Below are 19,485 nucleotides of genomic sequence, written 5' to 3'. Positions count from 1 at the left end.
TTTTGGATAAAAAAGATTCCCTCGTTATAGAGCCTGGAGACGAAATACTCGTTAACTACAGGGTTTTAGCTGACAAAGAAGTGGTCGATTCTTCAAAAGAACCGATCGTCCTTAAAGTGGGAGAAGGTAAGTTTATGCCAGCAGTGGAAGAGGCTTTAGTAGGTCACAGGACTGGAGAACGTGTCATTGTTTTAGTTTCTCCTGAAGAACATTACGGGAAATATGACCCTAAAAAACTCCAGATAATACCTGCTGAAAAATTGCCAGAGGGTATAAATCCAGGTTCTCTAGTAAAAATTCAAGATGAATACGGTGTGGTTCACCCGGCTATTTTAAAAAAAGTAGAAGAAGGCCTGGCGGTAGTGGATTTTAATCACCCTCTGGCAGGGAAGACCTTGCGTTTTGAAGTAGATATTTTAGGCATAAAGAAAAGGGACTCTGACGCTCAAGGTCAGGAAGAAGCGAGGAGGGAGCAATGAAATACATAATACTTCTTGGTGACGGGATGGGCGATTTCCCTTTAAAAGAGCTTGATGGAAAGACCCCCCTTGAAGCAGCACTCACACCAGGTATGGATTTTATAGCTCAACATGGAGACCTGGGCCTGGTTCAGACGGTGCCTCCAGGGATGGAACCTGGAAGCGATGTGGCCAATATGTCTCTGCTTGGATATCGCCCTGAGTATCAATATACAGGCCGGGGGCCTATAGAAGCAGCGAGCCTTGGCCTAAGTTTACGTCCTGAAGATGTAGCCTTTCGTTGTAACCTCGTTACCATAAAAAAGGTAGATGACCACTACATTATGTATGACTACAGTGCAGGCCATATTTCCACAGAAGAGGCCCATGTCCTTATCAAAGAGCTAAATGAGCACCTTTCCAGTGATAAGCTTTTTTTACATCCTGGGAAAAGCTATCGTCATATACTTGTTTGGCGAGGAGGTCCTGAAGGTATAAAGACTTATCCTCCCCATGATCTTTTAGGCAGGGATATATACGAAGCCTGGATGGTTTATGAAAATGAGCCCATTTTGCGAGATTTTCTCCTTAAAGCCATGGCTTTTCTGGAAAAACATCCCATAAACATAAAGCGCAGGGAAGAGGGTAAAAATCCGGCCAATGCCCTCTGGCCCTGGGGTCAGGGGCGAATGCCACGGCTTGAACCTTTTGAAGAAAAGTGGGGATTAAATGGAGCAGTAGTAGCTGAAGTGGACTTAATAAAAGGGCTCGGAGTGCTTGCCGGCTTAAGGATTATAATCGTGCCAGGAGCCACTGGTTATCTTGATACCAACTACGAAGGCATGGCCATGGCTGCCATTGAGGCCCTAAAAGAAGATATAGATTTCGTATTTCTCCATATAGAGGCCCCTGATGAAGCCAGCCACGAAGGTTCTCTTGACTTGAAAATCAAAGCCATCCAGGATTTTGACCGCTATGTGGTGCGCACTGTCCTTGAAGAGGCTACGGCTCAAATAGGAGAATATCGCCTCATGGTGGTGACAGACCATTACACCCCTATTTCTTTGCGCACCCACGCTTCAAGGCCAGTACCTTTTGCCATTTATGATTCTCGCCAGCCGCAAATAAAGCGCAGTCAGGGCTATAATGAAAAAGACGCTACTGAAACTGGCCTGTTTTTTAAGACAGGGGAAAAATTATTAAGTCATTTTCTGGAAAGAGAGCCCAATCTTCCTGAGGAATAATGTCAAGAAAGACAGATTTTTTGATAATTGGGTCAGGGATTGCCGGTCTTTCCCTGGCCCTTAAGATAGCTGATCTTGGCAAGGTTACCATTATCACCAAAAAGCGAGCTGAAGATGCCAATACCACTTTGGCTCAAGGTGGTATTGCCTGTGTTCTGGCAGAAGACGATTCCTTTGATCTCCATATTGCTGACACTTTGAGGGTTGGAGATGGCCTGGCGCGAGAAGATACCGTTTCGTTAGTGGTTTGTCAGGCCCCTGACCGTATTAAAGAACTCCTTGATTTGGGAGTCCCTTTTACCCGTGATCCTAAAGACCCTTCAAAACTACATCTCACTTTAGAAGGAGGGCATAGTCGTAGGCGCATCGTTCATGTGGAAGACCACACCGGCCGGGAAGTAGAACAGGTTTTACTTTCTCATGCCCGCGAGCATCCTAACATAGAGATACTTGAAAACCACCTGGCTGTTGATCTTATAACCCTTTGCAAGGTTTACCGTGGTTGTCCACGAGAGGTCCTTGGGCATGAAAGATGTCTCGGGGCCTATGTTTTAAACGAAGAGACTAACGAAATAGAAACATTTCTGGCCAGGGTTACGGTATTAGCCACAGGAGGGGCCGGAAAGGTTTATCTATATACCAGTAATGCTGATGTGGCCTCAGGGGATGGAATGGCCCTGGCTTATAGGGCTGGTTGCCGGGTAGCTAACCTTGAGTTTGTGCAGTTTCATCCCACCTGCCTTTATCATCCCAAGGCCAAAAATTTTCTCATTTCCGAGGCTTTACGAGGCGAGGGAGCCATTCTACTTGATCCTTTTGGCAAGCCTTTTATGCATAAATATGATCCTCAAAGAAAAGAGCTTGCCCCGCGAGATATTGTAGCCCGGGCCATTGATTTTGAGCTTAAAAAAACGGGAAAAGAATGTGTTTATCTGGATATTTCCCATAAACCGAAAGACTTTATCATCAAACGTTTTCCCTACATCTATGAGACCTGTTTAAAATTTGGTATTGACATTACCAGAGAGCCTATTCCAGTTGTTCCTGCGGCCCATTATTTTTGCGGTGGCATTATTACTGACCGCTATGGCCTTACAGACATAAAAGGTCTTTACGCTTTAGGGGAATGCACCTGTACGGGATTTCACGGTGCTAACCGTCTGGCTTCAAATTCTCTCCTTGAGGGACTTGCCTTTGCCCATCAGGCTTCAATTCACCTGAAAAAAGAATGGCCCCTTTACCAGAGATTTGAGCCTCCTGCTGTGCCTGACTGGGACCCTGGTGGCGCCGTAGATATGGAGGAAAAAGTCCTTATTTCCCACAACTGGGATGCTATAAGGCGTCTTATGTGGAACTATGTGGGCATAGTACGTACTGAACAAAGGCTTCGTCTGGCTCAAAAAAGGCTTAATTCCATTCTTGAAGAAATAGAAGCTCACTACTGGGCTTACATCCTGACCGCGGACTTTATTGAATTGAGAAATCTGGCTCACGTGGCCAAGCTGGTCATTGAGTGTGCTCTAAGGCGTAAAGAAAGCCGGGGAACACATTTTATGGTGGAATATCCCCAGAAAAACGATGCCCTTTTTCGCAAAGATACCGTTCTCTGGCGCGCCAGGGAAAGCTAACTTCCGTTTTCAGGTTATTTTTGGGTATTTTTAAGGGATTTGCGAAAAACAATGATAAGGAGGCTTAAGGCCTCCTTTTCTCTAGTTATGTTAGAAAGTGTATTGGAGAACAAGTTTTTCAGTGTATGCCTCGCAATCAGAGTTAAAATCACCCCTGCCGTTGATATCAATGATCTAGCTTTTACCTAAGCTCAAGCTAACGCCTACCAGCCCTATAAAGGTTGTATCAGCGATGTACTTTTTGAGGTAATACTGAGGCAACCCTTGCAGAAAGTTTTTAACAATAACATCGTGTTATCGCAAGGCTCGTGTTTTACGCCCTCATTAATAAAATGGCTTTATTCGCCTTTAATAATCCTCCATAAAAAGCTTAGACCAAAAATGAGACCAGAAAAAAGGACAATAGTCCCTGAAGCGGGTAGGTTTAGAATGCCTGCTAAAATTATACCTAAAAAAGCGCTAACTATTCCGAAAAAGGAAGCAAGCCCCAGGCATAAACGAAAATTATTGGCTACCTGTAGGGCTGCAGCTGAGGGTATAACCAGAAGGGCTGACACTAATAACAGCCCCATTATTTTCATGCCAACCACCACGGTTATGGCGGTAAGTAGGGCCAGCAGGGCATCAAGCCTGGCTACAGGGAGCCCGGCGGCTTTGGCACTTTCTTCATCAAAAGTTATGTAAAGTAGTTCGTGATAAAAAAGTAAAAGGCTTGCTATTACTACCAGGGCTAAGGCTATTGAAAAATAAAGTTCAACAGGGCTTACCGCTAAAATGTTTCCAAAGAGAAAAGAAAGCAGGGAAACATTGAAGTTTTTGGCCAGCGTAGCCAGGCAAATGCCAGCAGCCAGACCAAGATTTGATAGAATAGCTACCGCTGTGTCTCCGTAAAGGCCAACCTTTTCGCGTACTTTTAAGATAAGAAAGGCGGCCAGCGCCGAAAAAATAAGGGCTACCGGAAAGGGAAGAACATTTAAAAGAAGAGCAAGAGCCACTCCAGCAAAGGCTATGTGAGTGAGGCCGTGGCCCATCATGGCGTCTTTCCTAAGAATCAGAAATATTCCCAGGATAGATGCTGCCCAGGCTAGAAAGCCCCCGGCCAGAATAGCGCGCTTGAAAAAGTCGTACTGTAGAAGCTCAAAAATCATTAGTGCCTATGAATTACCAGGTGATGTTCACCAATTATTTGTTGAAGCCTGGGTGAAGAACAAAATTCTTCGTGAGTGCCGTGATAAACTAACCTGCGGTTAAGACAAGCCACCTGTTTTACATGCTTATTAACAATTCCTATATCATGGGTAACGATGACAATAGTTAAACCTTTCTGGTTAAACTCTGCCAGAAGGTCATAGAAGCGTTCCTGAGTGGCGGCATCAATACCAGTAGTAGGTTCATCAAGGATTAAAATTTCAGGGCGGCTAACCAGGGCCCTGGCAATAAAGACTCGCTGTTGTTGTCCGCCGGAGAGCTTTGAAATACGCTGATGAAGATAATTTTCCATTTCAACCTGTTTTAGGGCTTTTAAAATGGCATCTTTATCAGCCCTGGCCAAAAAACGGGGAAATTTTTTCTTGGGTAAAAGACCAAACCCTACTACCTCCTCTACTGATAGAGGAAAGACCGGGTCAACCAGGGCAATAGCTCTCTGTGGCACATAACCAAGACGCCATTTTTCAGAAAATTCTTCAACAGGCACTCCAAAAAGCTTAATTTCACCTTTTTGGGGTTTAAGCAGCCCTAAGATGCATTTTAACAGGGTGGTCTTCCCTGAGCCATTTGGCCCAAGAATGGCCAGGAAATCGCCTCTTTTTATGTCAAAATTAATGTCTTCTAGCACCAGGCGCTGGCCGTACCAGAAGAACAGATGCCTTATTTCTACAAGAACGTCCATTTTATTTGGTAGCGTACATGGAAAAAGGGCTTAAAAGCAAACCCAACAGGGAGAAAAAGACCAGAGATATCAAAATAACCACCACGGTGAATAAAACCGCTTTTTCCTGAGGAACTTTCTTTATAACGGGAACTCCGAGATAGAAGATATAAATGCCGTATAAACCAAAAATAAGGCCAATAATACTTGCCGGCGGGAAAATACTTAAAAGCCCGCCTACCCAGCCCGGGGTTGAAGAGAAAACTACCAATTTGTGGGAAGCAAGCAGGTCGGCTTCTCCTCCAAAACGGACAGCGAGAAAATCAACAATATAGGCCATAATAAAAAGGCTTCCTAAACCTGCTAATAGGCTAAGTATTAACTGCCTTACCAGGAGGCCAGGCCCCATCGGGAAAGGGCTAAATAAGACTAAACCTAAAGAACTGGCAATAAATACGGCAAGAATAAAAATCAGGGCGTAATTGAGATATAGATCAGTCAATGTTAAGTCTTCCTGGGATATTACCTGCCATTCTTCTCTGGGAGAAAGGATTATTTTTTTAGCGCGTGAAAGTAAATTCATTTCATTACCTCCCGGCCTTAAAGGCCCGTTTTAGTTTTTCCCATAATAGCTTATCAGCCGGTGCCAGTGGTAATTTTTCTATCTCAGAAGGTAAAAATAGGCCAATTTTTTGTCCTTCAAGGGCCCTGGGGCTGCCTGATACTATTTCACAGCTAAAGCAGTAAAGGGTTATAGCCGCTTCAGGATAGTCAAAATCAACCTGAGCGAGTTTTGGGCCTACAGAAACTTTAAGGCCAAGTTCTTCTAATATTTCTCGCTTAAGAGCCTGTTCAAGTGTTTCTCCTTCTTCCTGTTTCCCGCCAGGAAATTCCCAGAACCCTCCCCTTATTTTCCCCGGAGGTCTTTGAGTTAGAAGAATTTTGCCATCTTTTAATAAACAGGCCGCTACCACGGGAAACCTTTTCATTTGAAAACCCTATTAAAAATAGTATCTACGTGCCGCAGGTAATGGCTAAGGTCAAAAATTTTTTCTAACTCGTGAGATGAAAGGTGTTTGGTTATCTCTGGATCACCTTTCACTACTTCTGGAAAAGTCTTACTTTCATCTTCCCAGACTTCCATGGCCCGTCGCTGAACCATCACATAGGCCTCCTGCCGAGGAAGCCCCTTTTCCGTAAGGGCAAGAAGAAGGGGCTGGGTGTAAATTAACCCCCTTAAAAGATTCAGGTTCTTTTTCATGCGTTCAGGATAAACCACCAGCTTATCCAGCATACCTGTTAAGCGCTTGAGCATGAAGTCTGAAAGGGTGGTAGCGTCTGGCACTATTACTCGCTCTACTGAAGAGTGGCTTATGTCCCGCTCATGCCAGAGGGCGTCGTTTTCAAGGGCAGGCATGACATAGCCACGCACCATACGAGCCAGGCCGCACAGGTTTTCTGAGAGAATGGGGTTGCGCTTGTGTGGCATGGCAGAAGACCCCTTCTGCCCTTTGGCAAAAAACTCCTCGGCCTCAAGCACCTCGGTGCGCTGGAGGTGCCTTATCTCCGTGGCGATTTTTTCCACCGTGCCAGCCATCACCGCTAGAGCCGCCATGTATTCGGCATAACGATCACGCTGGACTACCTGGTTTGAGACTGGCTCGGGTTTAAGGCCCAGTTTTTCACAAACATAGGCCTCAACTTCAGGCTCAATGTGGGCAAAGGTGCCCACTGCACCTGAGAGCTTGCCGTAAGAAATAGTTTCAAGGGCAGCTTCAAGGCGCCTTTTATTGCGGCGCATTTCTTCGTACCACAGGGCGAACTTTAATCCGAAAGTTATGGGCTCGGCGTGGATGCCGTGGGTGCGGCCAATCATGACGGTGTCTTTATGCTCAAAGGCCCGACGTTTTAAAACTTCAAGGAGTTCATCGGTGTCTTCCAGGATAATCTCCATGGCCCGTTTCATGAGCCAGGCCATGGCAGTATCAAGCATATCAGAGGAAGTCATGCCCAGGTGGAGGTAGCGGCCTTCAGGGCCAATTACGCGTTCCATGTAGGTCAAAAAGGCGATAACGTCATGGCGGGTTTCACGTTCAATTTCTTCCACCTGAGATACGTCTTCAGGGCTAAAACCTTTTTCCAGAAAAGGCCTGGTCTTTTCCTGGATAACTTTTATGGCACTCTCTGGCACTTTACCTAGTTTGGCCCAGGCTTCAGCAGCCAGCACTTCCACCAAAAGCCAGGCCCTTAATTTTTCCTCTGGGCTCCAGAGCTTAGCCATTACCTCTCGGGTATAACGTGCGATCATAGTCTTTCTCCTTTTGTTCTGATTATGCGGTTTTTATTAATAGGAGCATTTTTTACATTACAGAGCGTCACGCGAGGCGACGTAGTCGCCGTGGCGATCTCTGATCCCTTCGCTACTGCTCAGGATAAAGATTGCTTCGCTTTGCTCGCCATGACACCCCAAAAAATTGTCATCTGTTTTACGCTCTCATTAATAAATTTTGCAAAGACTTTATTATCGGCTAAAAATCATAACCCAAAGGGAGGCCTTTATGAAGGATTTTTTAGTTATTCCAGAAAGGCTCGCACGCATAAAAAAGGTGCTTGAAAGGCGCCAGCCTGATTTGCGCCTATTTCTTGAGCGCGTGGTGAATTACCACAACGTAAGTGCTATTTTACGTACAGCAGACGCCGTAGGTGTGCTTAATGTACATTATTTCCATGAAGGCGAACTTCCAATAAATGACGCCATAACCTGTGGGGCCCATCGCTGGCTTTTGCTTCACCGCGAAAACGATGTCAAGCAAGCCCTTACCCGCCTGAAAGACCAGGGCTTTCAACTGGTGGCCACCGGCCTTTTTCCCGAAACTATTGATTTTCGCGAGGTAGATTACACCAGCCCCACCGTTATTATCGTAGGGCACGAACTTGAGGGAATCTCAGAAACAGTGCGCGAGCTAGCTGACCTGGTGGTCAAAATTCCCATGCACGGCATGGTGCAAAGTCTAAATGTCTCTGTGGCTACAGGGATTATTCTCTACGAAGCAGAAAGACAGCGAAAGGAAAAGGGCCTTTATGAGACGCCGCATCTTTCTCAAGAGGAAATGGAGGCTATCCTTGAAGAATGGGCCTATCGGCGAGTAATCAAAGATAAGGCCAGGGGAAGGCTTTCTTCATGAGCGAAGGGAAAATCTTTAAAATCAAGGTGCTACCAGATGATGAAGGTAAACGCCTTGATAGCTTTCTGGCGGAAAAAATCCCTGAAATTACTCGCTCGCAAGCCAAAAAGTTAATTGAAAGCAGACACGTGAAAGTAAACGAAAATATAGTTGAAAAACCGAAATATAAAATTAAAGCAGATGAGAAAATAGAAGTCATAGTGCCTGCGCCCAAACCTCTTGAAATAAAACCTGAGAAAGAAGTGCCTTTTGAGATACTTTATGAAGATAAACATCTGGCCGTGATAAATAAACCCCCTGGGGTAGTAGTGCATCCCGGGGCAGGGCATTACGAGGGCACACTTGTCCATGGGCTCCTGGCTCGCTTAAAAGACCTTTCTGGTATTGGTGGAGAGCTAAGGCCGGGGATTGTGCACCGCCTTGATAAAGACACTTCAGGCCTTTTGGTGGTGGCTAAAGACGACCCTACCCACCAGGCCTTAACCCAGATGTTTAAAGACCGCCAGGTGAAAAAGGTTTATCTTGCTCTGGTGCATGGTGTTCCGAGATTAGCAGCGGGAAAAATAGAAAAGCCCATTGGGCGGCATCCTGTAAACCGGCAAAAGATGTCGGTTCACGCTAAAAGTGGCCGCGAGGCCATAACTTTTTACCGGATAAGGGAAAAATTCTCTAAAGCGGCCCTTCTTGAGGTGGAACCCAAAACCGGGCGCACCCATCAAATTAGAGTGCACCTGGCCTTTATAGGCTACCCCATAGTGGGAGACGAACTTTATGGTGGGGCAAGACCTCATGGCCCAAAAGCCAGGCGGCAGATGCTTCACGCCTTCCGCCTTGAGTTTAAGCACCCCGTTACCGGTGAAGACCTTGCCTTTGAGGCCCCTTTGCCAGAAGACTTTGAGGAGCTTTTAAATGAGTTGCGCCAAAAATCTTAGAGTGGCCATAACCGGCCCACCAGCGGCGGGAAAAACCACCGTGCTTTCAATTTTTGCAAAAAAGGGAGTGCCGGTTTTTTCAGCTGACGAAGAAGTGAGAAAGCTATCTGGACCTTGTAAGGTCGGATTTCACCAGGTGATAAAAGCCCTTGGTAAGGAATTTTTGACTAAAGAAGGCGAGCTTAATCGCCGTAAGCTTCTTTGCGCTATGTTGACAAATCTAGAAATTAAAAAAAAACTTGAAGAAATTTTCCATCCACTGGTCAAAAATAGTCTTCTGCTCTGGTTTGACAAAAATAGGGACAAACCACTGGTGGTAGCTGAAATTCCTCTTCTTTACCAGGGCGGTTGGGAGAGATTTTTTGACCGGGTTATCTGGGTCATAGCTCCAGAAGAAGTTTTACTCAAACGCCTGAGCCAGCGTTTAAAAGATGAAAAGCTCGCCAAAGAACTTCTTAAGTGTTATAAGAAAGATTTACCGGAAAAAATTTTTCCGGATTTAGTAATTGAAAGCACGGATTCACTTCCCAAAATTGAGGAAAAAATTAAAAATGATTTCTTTTAAAGAAGCTCTCACCCTTATTGCCAAGCACTTAAGTCCTTTTCCACCCATTTATTTGCCCGTTTGGGAAGCAAAAGACTTTGTTCTGGCGGAAGACGTGATAGCAAAAGTAGATGTACCCAATCGGGATGTATCCCTTAAAGATGGTTTTGCCGTGCGGTCTGAGGATATTTCTGAAGCTAATCCAGAAAATCCTGTTGTCCTTAATCTCGTTGGCCAGGTTTTTGCCGGAGGAGACGAGGATTTTGAAGTTCTGCCTGGCACCTGTGTGAGAATTACGGCTGGAGCCCCTTTGCCTCAAGGTGCCAATGCCGTTTTATCTGAAGAATTCAGTCGCGTGGAAGGAGACAAGATTTTAGCCCTGGCTGATGCTCCCTGTGGTTTGAACGTCCTTAAAAGAGGAGAAGACCTTTCAGCAGATAACATTATTTTGAAGGCAGGCACCCTTCTTTCACCTATGGAAGTGGGAATTTTAGCAGCAGCTGGCTTTGATAGGGTCAAAGTTTTTCCCCGACCTAAAGTTAAGATAATTGCTACTGGAGACGAGGTGGTAGCCCCTGGAAAACCTCTTGAGCCCGGTAAACTTTATGCCAGTAACCTGGTTACCCTGGTTAGCTGGTGTAAACACTTTGGTTTTCCGGTATCCTGGGCGTTAATCAATGACGAAAAATCGTCATTAAAGAAAGCCATTGAAGAAACTTTTTCCCAGAACGACGTCTTGATTACCAGTGGTGGAGCCTGGAGGGGCCCTAAAGATCTGGTGCTAAAAGTCCTTGAAGACCTTGGTTGGCAAGAGATTTTTAACTACGTGCGTATCGGGCCAGGTAAAGCAGTTTCTTTTGGCAAAGTTGACGAAAAAGTGATTTTTACCCTGCCAGGAGGCCCTCCATCAAACCAGATGGCCTTTTTGAATTTAGCCTTGCCAGGACTTTTTAAGCTTTCTGGCCGGGACATGGACCCCTTTCCCACTATAAAAGCCTTTAATCGTAAACCCCTTTCAGGGCAAAAACACTGGACCCAGTTTTTCTTCGGTAAACTTTTTAAAGAAGAAGATAAGGTATATTTTGAAGCCTCACCTTTTAAAAGCCGCTTGAGCTATTTAGGCCAGGCCGAGGCCCTGGCTGTTCTCCCAGAAGGCAAAACGATAATAGTAGCAGGAGAGCCTCTTTGTGTGCGTCTATTAAAACCTTTCTGTTCCTGCTCGTTTTAGATTTTAACGAGGCTGGCCTTTCTTTCTAACTTTGTCATTGCAAGCGAAGTAATCTTGCTTCCGAGACACTAGCCGTGCCGTGGAGCGATCTGATTGGGAGACTGTTTCGTCGCGCCTTACACGCTCCTCGCAGTGACAACTGGGCCAGTCATGCGAGTCTTTTTCTTTCCGTCCTTGCGAGCCACAAAGTGGCGAAAGCAATCTTGTGGGATGACACGATTATGCCAAAATTAACATGCCAAAAATTAATTTTTTTGAATTCACTTCTTGACAACTCCTAAAATGTTTTTTATATGAACGGCGCACACTAACATTAAACTTTTTGTTTAAAGATTGTAATCAAACCTGGACCAGGTCTTTTAAAGGGCCGGTTCAGGTTTATTGTTTAAGGAGGCTGGGCTTTAAGCCCATAATATGCTCAAGATAGGAGAAAAAATAAAAAAATTGAGAATAGCAAATGATCTTACACAAGAAGAGCTGGCTAGCAGGGCTGGTTTGACTAAGGGTTATATATCTCAACTTGAGAGGGATTTAACTTATCCCTCGATAGTCACTTTAAAAGATATCTTAGATGTCTTGGGAACAGATTTAGCGACGTTCTTTAAAGAGGAAAGTGCGGAGCGGGTGGTCTTTCGCCAGGAAGACCGCCAGAAGATAGAAGGTAGCGGAATTGAGTTTTTGATCCCGGGATCAGGGCAAAAAATAATGGAGCCGGTGTTGGTTACCCTTAAACCAGGGGAGAAAACCACACCGGATGCGCCCCACGAGGGCGAAGAGTTTGGTTTTATTTTGAAGGGAGTGGTGAAGCTCTGGATAGGAGCACAAGCCGAGAAGCTCCGTAAAGGTGAATGTTTTTACTTTCGGGCCGACAAGCGCCATTTCGTGGAGAACGTGGGGCGCTCCATGGCCCAAATCCTGTGGGTGGTATCCCCGCCCACCTTTTAAATTTTCGCTTAGGAGGGAAGGCCATGGAAAAGATAGAATACGGTTTTGGTCAACATTTAATTCTTGACGGTTATGGGTGTAACCGGGAAAAGCTCATGGATATTGATTTTATTTACGATTTCCTGAGCAATTACCCGGCAGAAATTGAAATGACAAAAATTATGCCCCCTTATGTTTTTAAGTATCACGCACCGGTTCCTGAAGATTGGGGCATATCTGGTTTTGTAATCATTGCTGAAAGTCATATAAGTATTCACACTTTCCCGGAAAAACTTTATATGAGTGTGGATATTTTTTCCTGTAAAGATTTTGACGTGGACAAGGCTATTCGTGATATTACTAAAATTTTTGAAGTCAAAAAGAGCGAGATAAAAGTCCTTGACCGTGGACTTGAATTCCCCCGCTCTATAAGAACGGTAGAACGTTTTATCAGGGCGGAACGCAATCAGTTTACCGTATAAGAAGCTGTTAAAAGAAGAAACTTAAAAGGCCGGGGTTTCCCGGCCTTTATTATGTGAAATGACTTTTCTTGGACTTCCAGAAAATCCTGAAAAGGCCAAAATAGTTTTTTTACCGGCTCCTTACGACGCTACCACTTCTTTTTTGCCTGGGGCGCGTTTTGGCCCACGGCGCATTTTAGAAGCAAGCCCTTACCTTGAGTTTTATGACGAAGAAACAGATTGTGAAGTTTATCAAAAAGCTCCTTTTTTGACCTTGCCAGAAGAAGATCTTCCTCTTGCTCCAGAACAAATGCTTGAGGAGCTTAAGAGACGCCTTGAACCTCATTTAGAAAAGAATTTGTTTCCGATAGTCCTTGGCGGAGAACATACGGTTAGCCTTGCTCCAATAGAGCTTTTAGCCCGAAAATATCCCAACCTTTGTGTGGTGCAGATAGACGCTCACGCAGACTTAAGAGACTTTTATCAGGGGAGCCGTTATTCACACGCCTGCACCATGAGGCGGGCTCTAGAACTCAGTGTAGAGCTTTTTCCTGTAGGTATTAGGGCTATTTCCCGAGAAGAAATGGATTTTGTACGTGAAAAGGGCCTTGAGATTTTCTGGGCTAAGGAGGTAGTGGCTAATCCCTATTCCATGGTCCAGAAAATTTCTCATACAATTGGCCTTCGACCTGTTTACGTAACCATAGACCTAGATGGATTTGACCCCTCAGAAGTGCCAGGAGTAGGCACCCCTGAACCCGGTGGCCTCAAATGGTATGATGGCCTTTTAATTTTAAGGGAACTGGCAAAGCTAAACGTGGTTGGTTTTGATGTGGTAGAACTTTTGCCTATTGATAATCGCTCTGCTTTTTTTGCGGCTAAACTTATTTATAAATTTTTGTCATACTTGTATAGTAAAGCTTAAATTTTGGCTTTGTTGCTCATTTTCAAAGAACATGTTATTTCTTATCCTGGTTTGCCGGCGTAGCTCAATCGGCAGAGCACGGGATTTGTAATCCCGGGGTTGAGGGTTCGACTCCCTCCGCCGGCTTACACTGGCGGAATCGGATAGAACATCCTCACCGGCAACTCCGTCACCACAGTTGTTCCTTCCCCAGGTTCACTCAAAATATGTAAAGTTCCTCCATGGGCCTGGACTACTTTTTGAACAAAAAAAAGGCCAAAACCTGTCCCCTGTGGTTTGGTGGTAAAAAAGGGCATGGTGGCTTTTTCCAGAACGCTTTTTTCCATACCAGGCCCTTCATCTTTTACCATTATAGCCACTTCATCATAGCAAATTTTAGTTTTTACTAATATTTGTCCCCCTGTCTTTTCCATTGCTTCTTTGGCATTTTCCAGTAATTCATACAAGGCTTGAGCAATCAGCTCTTCATCTAAAAATATTTCAGGTATCTCTTCTTCTAAGATTAATTCTATCGTTATATTTGGAGGTAAATTCTTTTTAAAATCCTCTACAACTTTTTTAACTAAATTGTTTAGGGAACATAATTTTAAATTAGGTTGTAAAGGTTTACTAATAAAAGTTAATCTATTCATTAGGTTTTCTAGACGATTTACTTCTTGAATTATAGCGTTTATATAAGTTTTAATTTTGGGGTCTATCTCTTTTAGTTTTGATATCTTTTTACATAAGCCGCCTATAACTAATAAAGGATTTCTTATTTCATGAGCTAAATGAGCAATTATATCTATGTTTAATTTAATTCCTTCTAATTGTTGTAGTCTTCTTTCATAGAGGTTCTTTTCCTGTAAAATAGCGATGACTTCCCAGAAAAGCCTGGCTCCTAAATGGTCAATTACTTTGGTCTTAGGAGGTTTTGTTTTAAAGATTTCGTCAAGGACTTCGTCTGAACCGGTAAGTTCTATTACCAGGTCTACATCAGGAAATCGTTTGAATAATTCCCGAAAATCAGTGGTAACAAAGTAACCCTTTCTTTTGGCGTAAAGATATCCAGGGGCATTGGGGTTAATGTCTGCTACTCCCAAAATGACAAGATGCAAATGTTTGGGTTCATATTCTTCCAATAAGACTAAGAGTTCCCGACAACCTTTTCCTCCCCCTACTATAACTACATCTACTTCTCTTTTTTCCAAAATGGCGTCCTTGAAGGTCTTTTTTAAATTTTTAGCATAATATCCAGGTAAAATGACAAGTAAAATTTTTGAATTTGTGTAATTGGCCTAATCGCTAATAAATGTATAATGAACAAAGACTTGAGAGTTGAAGGAGGGTTTATGCCTGTATCTACCATTGAGGAGGCATTAGAGGATATAAAAGCGGGGAAAATGATCATCGTAACCGATGACGAAGACCGTGAAAATGAAGGCGATTTAGTGATGGCAGCAGAAAAGATCACCCCTGAAGCCATAAATTTTATGGCTAAATATGGTCGCGGCCTAATATGTTTAACTCTTACTAGAGAAGATGTGGAAAGGCTCCAGTTACCTTTTCAACCCAAGCGCCATGGAACCAAATTTGATACGGCTTTTACTGTTTCCATTGAAGCCCGCCACGGAGTAACCACTGGTATTTCGGCCTACGATAGGGCTCATACCATCAAGGTAGCTATTGATCCCAAAAGCGGCCCAGAAGATATAGTGACTCCAGGACACGTTTTCCCCATAATGGCGCGGGATGGGGGTGTTTTAGTTAGAGCCGGACACACTGAAGCTTCGGTAGATCTGGCAAGGCTTGCCGGTTTAAAGCCAGCTGGTGTTATTTGCGAGATAATGAATGATGATGGCAGTATGGCCCGCATGCCAGAGCTTGAAAAATTTGCTGAACAACACGGCTTAAAAATAGTCACAATAAAAGATTTAATTGCTTATCGTTTGAAAAACGAATGTCTGGTTAAAAGGGAAGTTGAAACCAGGCTCCCTACTCCCTGGGGTGAATTTAGGCTTCTGGCCTATACCAATTTAATTGACCCTTTCACCCATGTGGCTTTAGTTATGGGGGAAGTTACCGAAGAGCCGATTTTAGTACGAGTGCATTCAGAATGCCTTACAGGGGATGTTTTTGGTTCTTTGCGTTGTGATTGTGGGCCTCAACTTGTTAGAGCCCTTGAAATGATTGCTGAGGAGGGAAGGGGAGTTCTTCTTTATTTGAGGCAGGAAGGCCGGGGCATAGGCCTTTTAAATAAACTCAAAGCTTACGTGTTGCAGGACCAGGGCAAGGATACGGTAGAGGCCAACGAAGCTCTAGGTTTTAAGCCAGATTTAAGAGACTATGGTATAGGGGCTCAGATTTTAAGGGACCTTGGCGTTAAAAAAATGCGTCTTATGACTAATAATCCCAAAAAATTAATAGGTCTTGCGGGCTATGGCCTTGAAGTTGTAGAAAGAGTGCCTATAGAAATAAAACCACATGAAGAAAATTACCGTTATCTCAAATGTAAATGCGAAAAAATGGGGCATATATTAAGCGTATTTAAAGAAGCAAAAGCCTGATTGGAGGATATATGGATAAGATTAAAACTATACAGGGAGAATTTAAGGGAGAAGGTCTCAGGTTTGGTGTAATAGTTGGCCGTTTTAATAGCTTGATAACAAAGAAACTTTTAGAAGGTGCTTTTGATGCCTTAAGCCGTCATGGAGTTTCTGAAGAAAATATAGAAGTAGTGTGGGTGCCAGGTTCTTTTGAAATTCCCTTGGTGGCCCAAAAAATGGCCCAGTCAGAAAGATATGATGCCATTATTTGTTTGGGGACCATCATAAGGGGAGCTACGCCTCATTTTGATTACGTGGCAGCTGAAGCCAGCAAGGGTATTGCTCAGGTTATGCTGGAGACGGGGGTTCCCATAGCTTTCGGAATTTTAACAACTGACAATATTGAACAAGCTATTGAACGGGCTGGTACTAAGGCTGGCAACAAGGGCTTTGATGCCGCTATGGTAGCAATAGAAATGGCCAATCTTTTGAGGAAACTATAATGGGTTTGCGCCGAAAAGCACGCGAAATAGCCGTTCAGATTCTTTATCAGGCAGACGTAGCTGGAGTGCCTTTTAGTGAAGCCTTTAAGACCTATGAAGGCTATTTTAATCCGTCACCTAAAGTATTAGAGTTTGCTAAAGAATTGGTAAATGGAGTAGCCGAAAAGCAGGAAGAAATAGATAAAATTATTGAGAAATATTCTAAGCACTGGAAGCTTTCGCGAATGTCTGCCACAGATAGAAATATATTACGCCTGGCTACCTATGAGTTGCTTTATCGGCCTGATATCCCTCCTAGGGTTTCTATAAATGAAGCCATAGAGCTTGCTAAATCTTTTGGTTCAGATGAGTCTGCTTCTTTTGTAAATGGTATTTTAGATGCTATTTATAAACATGAGTATAAAAAAATAGCTAATTTTTAGAGCAAAACTTTTTTTGGATGGATATTAATTCAGGAAGAGCTTTATTTTTATTTCTTTTAATTATAGAACAGGCTTTATCAATTTTTTGTTGTTTTAGGTATATTATAGTTAAGTTGTAGACTATTTCTGGAGAAGCGGAGAATTTGATAGCTTTTTCAAGAGCTGTTTGGGCAAGATTAATTTTATTTTCTAGTAAATAAATTGCACCTAAATTGTTCAATATTTCAGCTTTTTTCGTCTTTTCGTTTGTTTCTGATAATGCTTTTTGATAGTAAAAGATTGCTATTTCGTAATTTTTATTTTTGCGAGCCTCTTCTGCAAACATAATGTATCTGTTTAATATATGTTTTTTTGTGGAAAGTTCTGAGATTGAAATTTTTTCGATTTTATTGTTTTCTTTTCTAGTGATATGTTTTTTGTTTTTCTTTGTCGTGTAATGATTTAGTTTACTTTTTTTGGGTTCTGATATCATTTTGTTTTCTTTTTTATTCTCTTTTTGAATGTTTGTTTTTGTTTCTCTTTTTGTCTGAATTAATGTATGGTTTTTCTTTTCTTTTTTGGTTAATTTTTGAGGTTTTTGATTATTATCTATGCTATTTTTAGCTGTTTTGGGGAAGGCTGTTTTTATATTTTTTATTTCTGTTCCCTGATAAAATTTTGCTTTAAAAATAAAAAAAGCTACTAAGGTTAGGCATCCGATTAAAAAAGAGCTCAAAATTATATAGATATAAAATTTGTTTCTTTTAATTCTTTTCTCTTTTTTGATCGAGTAGTTCCCTTTTATAGAAAATTCTGTCTTTTTTTCTTCTAATTTTTTTATGGATTCAAATAGTTTGCTCATTTTATTAAGTTTACTTTCAGTAGGATTACGAGTTCCACTTTGGATGATAAGTCTTCTCTGCTTTTAAAAAGATTTCCTATTATTGGCGCTTTACTTATTATTGGTACACTGTAATTGTTTTTTTCTTCTTTGTTCATTATTAATCCACTAATGATTATTAGATCGTTGTTTCTTGTTTTTATTACCGTGCTTGTTTCTCTTAAATTTATTTCAGGAAGAGTTATTTGATAGTCATCAATTGTGCTTGTATTTAGTTTTGTTATGTCACTTTTAATGGGGATTATAGATAATAAAATATTGTCGTCTTTATCTAGGTATGGAATTACCTTGAATATTAGTCCATCGAATACAGAGCTAGTTTCAATGGTAGTTTCTACGGTTGTTATGCCTTCAGAAGCTGTTGTTTCTCTTTTTATTTCTTTAATATAAGCTATTGATTTGCCCACCCCTATAAATGCAGGTTGTCCATGTATTGTTCTGATTCTAGGGTTAGATATAATTTTAATTTGGCCATATTTTTTGATAGCTTCAAGTATTATGTCGAAATAGGGATTACCTGTTAAATTTAATATAAAAGATTGTGAGTTGTTCCAGAAAAAACTAGAACTGCTGCTTAAGTGTAAGGTGTCTTTGAGATTGTTCCTTAAGATATTCTCCCATCTAATTCCTAGTTGGTATTTTTTTTCTAGATTTACTTCTATAATTTTTGCTTCTATTAATACTTGTTTTGAGTATTTTTCTTTTATTCTTTTTATAAAACTACTTACCGTTTTTATGTTTTTAGCTTTGTCTCTTATGTAGAGTGTGCCAGTATATTCATTAAGTGTATATTGTCCATTTTTAGATAATAATTTTTCTATATTGTTTTTGATGGTATCAAATATGTTTTTTCTTTCTGTATTTCCTTTGATTTCTATTTTTCCTTTAAGTGGAGTTGTAATATCTTCTTCTGTTTTTTGATCTTCATTTCCTAAAACATCTCCACCTAACTCATAATTGCTACTTCTAATTGATGTAAGAAAATTTAAATCAAAAAATTTTTCCTCATATAAACTAATATAAATAATTCCATTTTTTATTTTGTATGTAGTTTCGGTAAGATTTGTGATAATATCTAGTGCGGTTTTTAATGTAACTTGGTTTAGATTTATAGTTATAAGTCTTTTTTCTTCTGGAAGCTCTTTTTTGATGTCGTCATTAATGATTAGATTAAGCCCAGCTGCTTTGGCGATTATAAATAAAATTTTTTCAAAATCTTCGTTAACTACCGAAATATTTATTCGTTCTTTTTCTAAAGGTGATAATTCTTTAAATTTTGGTTTAAATTCAATTTCTTCTTTTTTATTTGTTTTTTCTTGTGAAATATTTTTTTGTGAGCCATTTGATGTTATTTCTGGAATATGTAATGTATAATTTTCAATATTTGAGTTATTGTAGTTGGAGGAGCTGGCACAGCTTGTTAAAATAAATCCCAAAAGTATAAAAGTAATTATTTTTTTCATATTTCTTTCTCCATTACTTCATTACTTCTTCTTTCTCTTTGTAATTTTAGAGACCTTTGAAAAATATTTTTAAGACTGCTTTGCTTGTCCTCGAGTGAAGCGAGGGATCTAGATCCCTTCGCTAGCGCTCGGGACAGGGACTGCTTCGTCGCGCTTACGCGCTCCTCGCAGTGACAAAACGGAGCCTTATTACGAGCCACGGTTCCCACTCTGTCATTGTGAGCCACAAAGTGGCGAAGCAATCCTTGTCGCAAGGCGACACAGTCGCCGTGGCGATCTAAAATTAATGTTCT

The 19,485-nt window shown here is 41.9% G+C and carries 21 protein-coding genes and 1 tRNA gene; 14 read left to right on the top strand and 8 right to left on the bottom strand.

Going from position 1 to position 19,485, the window contains the following annotated elements; translation table 11 throughout:
* Positions 1-2 precede the first annotated feature (2 nt).
* Genes TH606_RS00635 through nadB form a run of 3 tightly spaced genes read left to right on the top strand, consistent with a single transcriptional unit; the run spans position 3 to position 3,330 of the window.
* Positions 3-479, top strand: a complete 477-nt coding sequence (locus TH606_RS00635; RefSeq protein ID WP_068540548.1) for an FKBP-type peptidyl-prolyl cis-trans isomerase — start codon at positions 3-5, stop codon at positions 477-479.
* Positions 476-1,702 (top strand): cofactor-independent phosphoglycerate mutase, encoded by a 1,227-nt coding sequence (locus TH606_RS00630; protein WP_068540546.1) that lies wholly within the window; start codon positions 476-478, stop codon positions 1,700-1,702. The genes TH606_RS00635 and TH606_RS00630 overlap by 4 nt, the downstream gene beginning before the upstream one ends.
* Complete coding sequence (nadB, locus tag TH606_RS00625) at positions 1,702-3,330, top strand: L-aspartate oxidase (protein WP_068540544.1); 1,629 nt, start codon at positions 1,702-1,704, stop codon at positions 3,328-3,330. Before TH606_RS00630 ends, nadB begins: the two co-directional genes overlap by 1 nt.
* 338 nt (positions 3,331-3,668) lie before the next feature.
* Here nadB and TH606_RS00620 read toward each other — a convergent pair whose 3' ends face one another.
* The 5 genes from TH606_RS00620 to purB are packed head-to-tail and all read right to left on the bottom strand — an operon-like array spanning position 3,669 to position 7,508.
* Entirely contained in the window at positions 3,669-4,478 is an 810-nt protein-coding gene (locus tag TH606_RS00620) for a metal ABC transporter permease (protein ID WP_068540542.1), read from the bottom strand.
* Positions 4,478-5,221, bottom strand: coding sequence for a metal ABC transporter ATP-binding protein (locus TH606_RS00615; RefSeq protein ID WP_068540540.1), 744 nt, complete (start codon positions 5,219-5,221; stop codon positions 4,478-4,480). Before TH606_RS00615 ends, TH606_RS00620 begins: the two co-directional genes overlap by 1 nt.
* 1 nt (position 5,222) lies before the next feature.
* Positions 5,223-5,783, bottom strand: a complete 561-nt coding sequence (locus TH606_RS00610) for a Yip1 family protein (RefSeq protein ID WP_068540538.1) — start codon at positions 5,781-5,783, stop codon at positions 5,223-5,225.
* 4 nt (positions 5,784-5,787) lie between these two features.
* On the bottom strand, positions 5,788-6,189 hold the full coding sequence (locus TH606_RS00605) for a (deoxy)nucleoside triphosphate pyrophosphohydrolase (protein WP_068540536.1): 402 nt from the start codon (positions 6,187-6,189) through the stop codon (positions 5,788-5,790).
* Positions 6,186-7,508 (bottom strand): adenylosuccinate lyase, encoded by a 1,323-nt coding sequence (gene purB, locus TH606_RS00600; RefSeq protein ID WP_068540534.1) that lies wholly within the window; start codon positions 7,506-7,508, stop codon positions 6,186-6,188. The genes TH606_RS00605 and purB overlap by 4 nt, the downstream gene beginning before the upstream one ends.
* A 250-nt stretch (positions 7,509-7,758) precedes the next feature.
* Between purB and TH606_RS00595 the strand changes: the two genes are divergently transcribed.
* The 8 genes from TH606_RS00595 (at position 7,759) to TH606_RS00560 (ending at position 13,525) form a co-directional block, all read left to right on the top strand.
* A complete protein-coding gene (locus TH606_RS00595) occupies positions 7,759-8,385 on the top strand; it encodes a TrmH family RNA methyltransferase (RefSeq protein WP_068540532.1) in 627 nt (208 codons plus the stop codon).
* Entirely contained in the window at positions 8,382-9,317 is a 936-nt protein-coding gene (locus TH606_RS00590) for an RluA family pseudouridine synthase (RefSeq protein WP_068540530.1), read from the top strand. Before TH606_RS00595 ends, TH606_RS00590 begins: the two co-directional genes overlap by 4 nt.
* A complete protein-coding gene (coaE, locus tag TH606_RS00585; protein WP_068540528.1) occupies positions 9,295-9,882 on the top strand; it encodes a dephospho-CoA kinase in 588 nt (195 codons plus the stop codon). The genes TH606_RS00590 and coaE overlap by 23 nt, the downstream gene beginning before the upstream one ends.
* On the top strand, positions 9,869-11,089 hold the full coding sequence (locus TH606_RS00580; RefSeq protein ID WP_068540526.1) for a molybdopterin molybdotransferase MoeA: 1,221 nt from the start codon (positions 9,869-9,871) through the stop codon (positions 11,087-11,089). The genes coaE and TH606_RS00580 overlap by 14 nt, the downstream gene beginning before the upstream one ends.
* Before the next feature lie 414 nt (positions 11,090-11,503).
* Positions 11,504-12,034: a cupin domain-containing protein gene (locus tag TH606_RS00575; RefSeq protein WP_068540524.1), complete on the top strand. Its 531-nt coding sequence runs from the start codon at positions 11,504-11,506 to the stop codon at positions 12,032-12,034.
* Positions 12,035-12,057: 23 nt separating this feature from the next.
* Positions 12,058-12,495, top strand: coding sequence for an adenosylmethionine decarboxylase (speD, locus tag TH606_RS00570; RefSeq protein WP_013908468.1), 438 nt, complete (start codon positions 12,058-12,060; stop codon positions 12,493-12,495).
* Positions 12,496-12,553: 58 nt separating this feature from the next.
* Positions 12,554-13,399: an agmatinase gene (gene speB / locus TH606_RS00565; protein WP_068540522.1), complete on the top strand. Its 846-nt coding sequence runs from the start codon at positions 12,554-12,556 to the stop codon at positions 13,397-13,399.
* Positions 13,400-13,452: 53 nt separating this feature from the next.
* Positions 13,453-13,525 (top strand) — tRNA-Thr (locus tag TH606_RS00560).
* Here the strand turns inward: TH606_RS00560 and TH606_RS00555 are convergent.
* The gene (locus TH606_RS00555; protein ID WP_068540520.1) at positions 13,525-14,589 is read right to left on the bottom strand and encodes a two-component system sensor histidine kinase NtrB; all 1,065 of its coding nucleotides are present in this window, start codon (positions 14,587-14,589) and stop codon (positions 13,525-13,527) included. The two genes, TH606_RS00560 and TH606_RS00555, sit on opposite strands and share 1 nt — an antisense overlap.
* Before the next feature lie 141 nt (positions 14,590-14,730).
* On the opposite strand from TH606_RS00555, the gene TH606_RS00550 reads away from it, so the two are divergent.
* From TH606_RS00550 to nusB, 3 genes are read left to right on the top strand one after another with little or no spacing between them, the layout of a single operon-like run.
* A complete protein-coding gene (locus TH606_RS00550) occupies positions 14,731-15,945 on the top strand; it encodes a bifunctional 3,4-dihydroxy-2-butanone-4-phosphate synthase/GTP cyclohydrolase II (protein WP_068540518.1) in 1,215 nt (404 codons plus the stop codon).
* An 11-nt stretch (positions 15,946-15,956) separates the two neighbouring features.
* Positions 15,957-16,427 carry a 6,7-dimethyl-8-ribityllumazine synthase gene (ribH, locus tag TH606_RS00545; RefSeq protein WP_068540516.1) on the top strand — a complete coding sequence of 157 codons (471 nt, stop codon included), beginning with the start codon at positions 15,957-15,959 and terminating at the stop codon, positions 16,425-16,427.
* Positions 16,427-16,849 (top strand): transcription antitermination factor NusB, encoded by a 423-nt coding sequence (gene nusB / locus TH606_RS00540; RefSeq protein ID WP_068540514.1) that lies wholly within the window; start codon positions 16,427-16,429, stop codon positions 16,847-16,849. The genes ribH and nusB overlap by 1 nt, the downstream gene beginning before the upstream one ends.
* On the opposite strand, the gene TH606_RS00535 is transcribed toward nusB, so the two are convergent.
* Entirely contained in the window at positions 16,839-17,690 is an 852-nt protein-coding gene (locus tag TH606_RS00535; protein WP_068540512.1) for a tetratricopeptide repeat protein, read from the bottom strand. The genes nusB and TH606_RS00535 overlap by 11 nt on opposite strands.
* Positions 17,687-19,192: a hypothetical protein gene (locus tag TH606_RS00530; protein ID WP_068540510.1), complete on the bottom strand. Its 1,506-nt coding sequence runs from the start codon at positions 19,190-19,192 to the stop codon at positions 17,687-17,689. The genes TH606_RS00535 and TH606_RS00530 overlap by 4 nt, the downstream gene beginning before the upstream one ends.
* Between the last annotated feature and the right edge of the window lie 293 nt (positions 19,193-19,485).

Source organism: Thermodesulfatator autotrophicus (genome assembly GCF_001642325.1).
Lineage (GTDB): Bacteria > Desulfobacterota > Thermodesulfobacteria > Thermodesulfobacteriales > Thermodesulfatatoraceae > Thermodesulfatator > Thermodesulfatator autotrophicus.
This window is presented reverse-complemented; position numbering and strand designations above follow the sequence as displayed.

Bases quoted from the DNA above. Each gene is read 5' to 3' on its own strand.
- TH606_RS00620 (WP_068540542.1), bottom strand. From the start codon at position 4,478: ATGATTTTTGAGCTTCTACAGTACGACTTTTTCAAGCGCGCTATTCTG.
- nusB (WP_068540514.1), top strand. From the start codon at position 16,427: ATGGGTTTGCGCCGAAAAGCACGCGAAATAGCCGTTCAGATTCTTTAT.
- ribH (WP_068540516.1), top strand. From the start codon at position 15,957: ATGGATAAGATTAAAACTATACAGGGAGAATTTAAGGGAGAAGGTCTC.
- nadB (WP_068540544.1), top strand. From the start codon at position 1,702: ATGTCAAGAAAGACAGATTTTTTGATAATTGGGTCAGGGATTGCCGGT.
- TH606_RS00615 (WP_068540540.1), bottom strand. From the start codon at position 5,221: ATGGACGTTCTTGTAGAAATAAGGCATCTGTTCTTCTGGTACGGCCAG.
- purB (WP_068540534.1), bottom strand. From the start codon at position 7,508: ATGATCGCACGTTATACCCGAGAGGTAATGGCTAAGCTCTGGAGCCCA.
- coaE (WP_068540528.1), top strand. From the start codon at position 9,295: ATGAGTTGCGCCAAAAATCTTAGAGTGGCCATAACCGGCCCACCAGCG.
- TH606_RS00590 (WP_068540530.1), top strand. From the start codon at position 8,382: ATGAGCGAAGGGAAAATCTTTAAAATCAAGGTGCTACCAGATGATGAA.
- TH606_RS00550 (WP_068540518.1), top strand. From the start codon at position 14,731: ATGCCTGTATCTACCATTGAGGAGGCATTAGAGGATATAAAAGCGGGG.
- TH606_RS00530 (WP_068540510.1), bottom strand. From the start codon at position 19,192: ATGAAAAAAATAATTACTTTTATACTTTTGGGATTTATTTTAACAAGC.
- TH606_RS00610 (WP_068540538.1), bottom strand. From the start codon at position 5,783: ATGAATTTACTTTCACGCGCTAAAAAAATAATCCTTTCTCCCAGAGAA.
- speB (WP_068540522.1), top strand. From the start codon at position 12,554: ATGACTTTTCTTGGACTTCCAGAAAATCCTGAAAAGGCCAAAATAGTT.
- TH606_RS00580 (WP_068540526.1), top strand. From the start codon at position 9,869: ATGATTTCTTTTAAAGAAGCTCTCACCCTTATTGCCAAGCACTTAAGT.
- TH606_RS00595 (WP_068540532.1), top strand. From the start codon at position 7,759: ATGAAGGATTTTTTAGTTATTCCAGAAAGGCTCGCACGCATAAAAAAG.
- TH606_RS00605 (WP_068540536.1), bottom strand. From the start codon at position 6,189: ATGAAAAGGTTTCCCGTGGTAGCGGCCTGTTTATTAAAAGATGGCAAA.
- TH606_RS00535 (WP_068540512.1), bottom strand. From the start codon at position 17,690: ATGAGCAAACTATTTGAATCCATAAAAAAATTAGAAGAAAAAAAGACA.
- TH606_RS00575 (WP_068540524.1), top strand. From the start codon at position 11,504: ATGCTCAAGATAGGAGAAAAAATAAAAAAATTGAGAATAGCAAATGAT.
- speD (WP_013908468.1), top strand. From the start codon at position 12,058: ATGGAAAAGATAGAATACGGTTTTGGTCAACATTTAATTCTTGACGGT.
- TH606_RS00630 (WP_068540546.1), top strand. From the start codon at position 476: ATGAAATACATAATACTTCTTGGTGACGGGATGGGCGATTTCCCTTTA.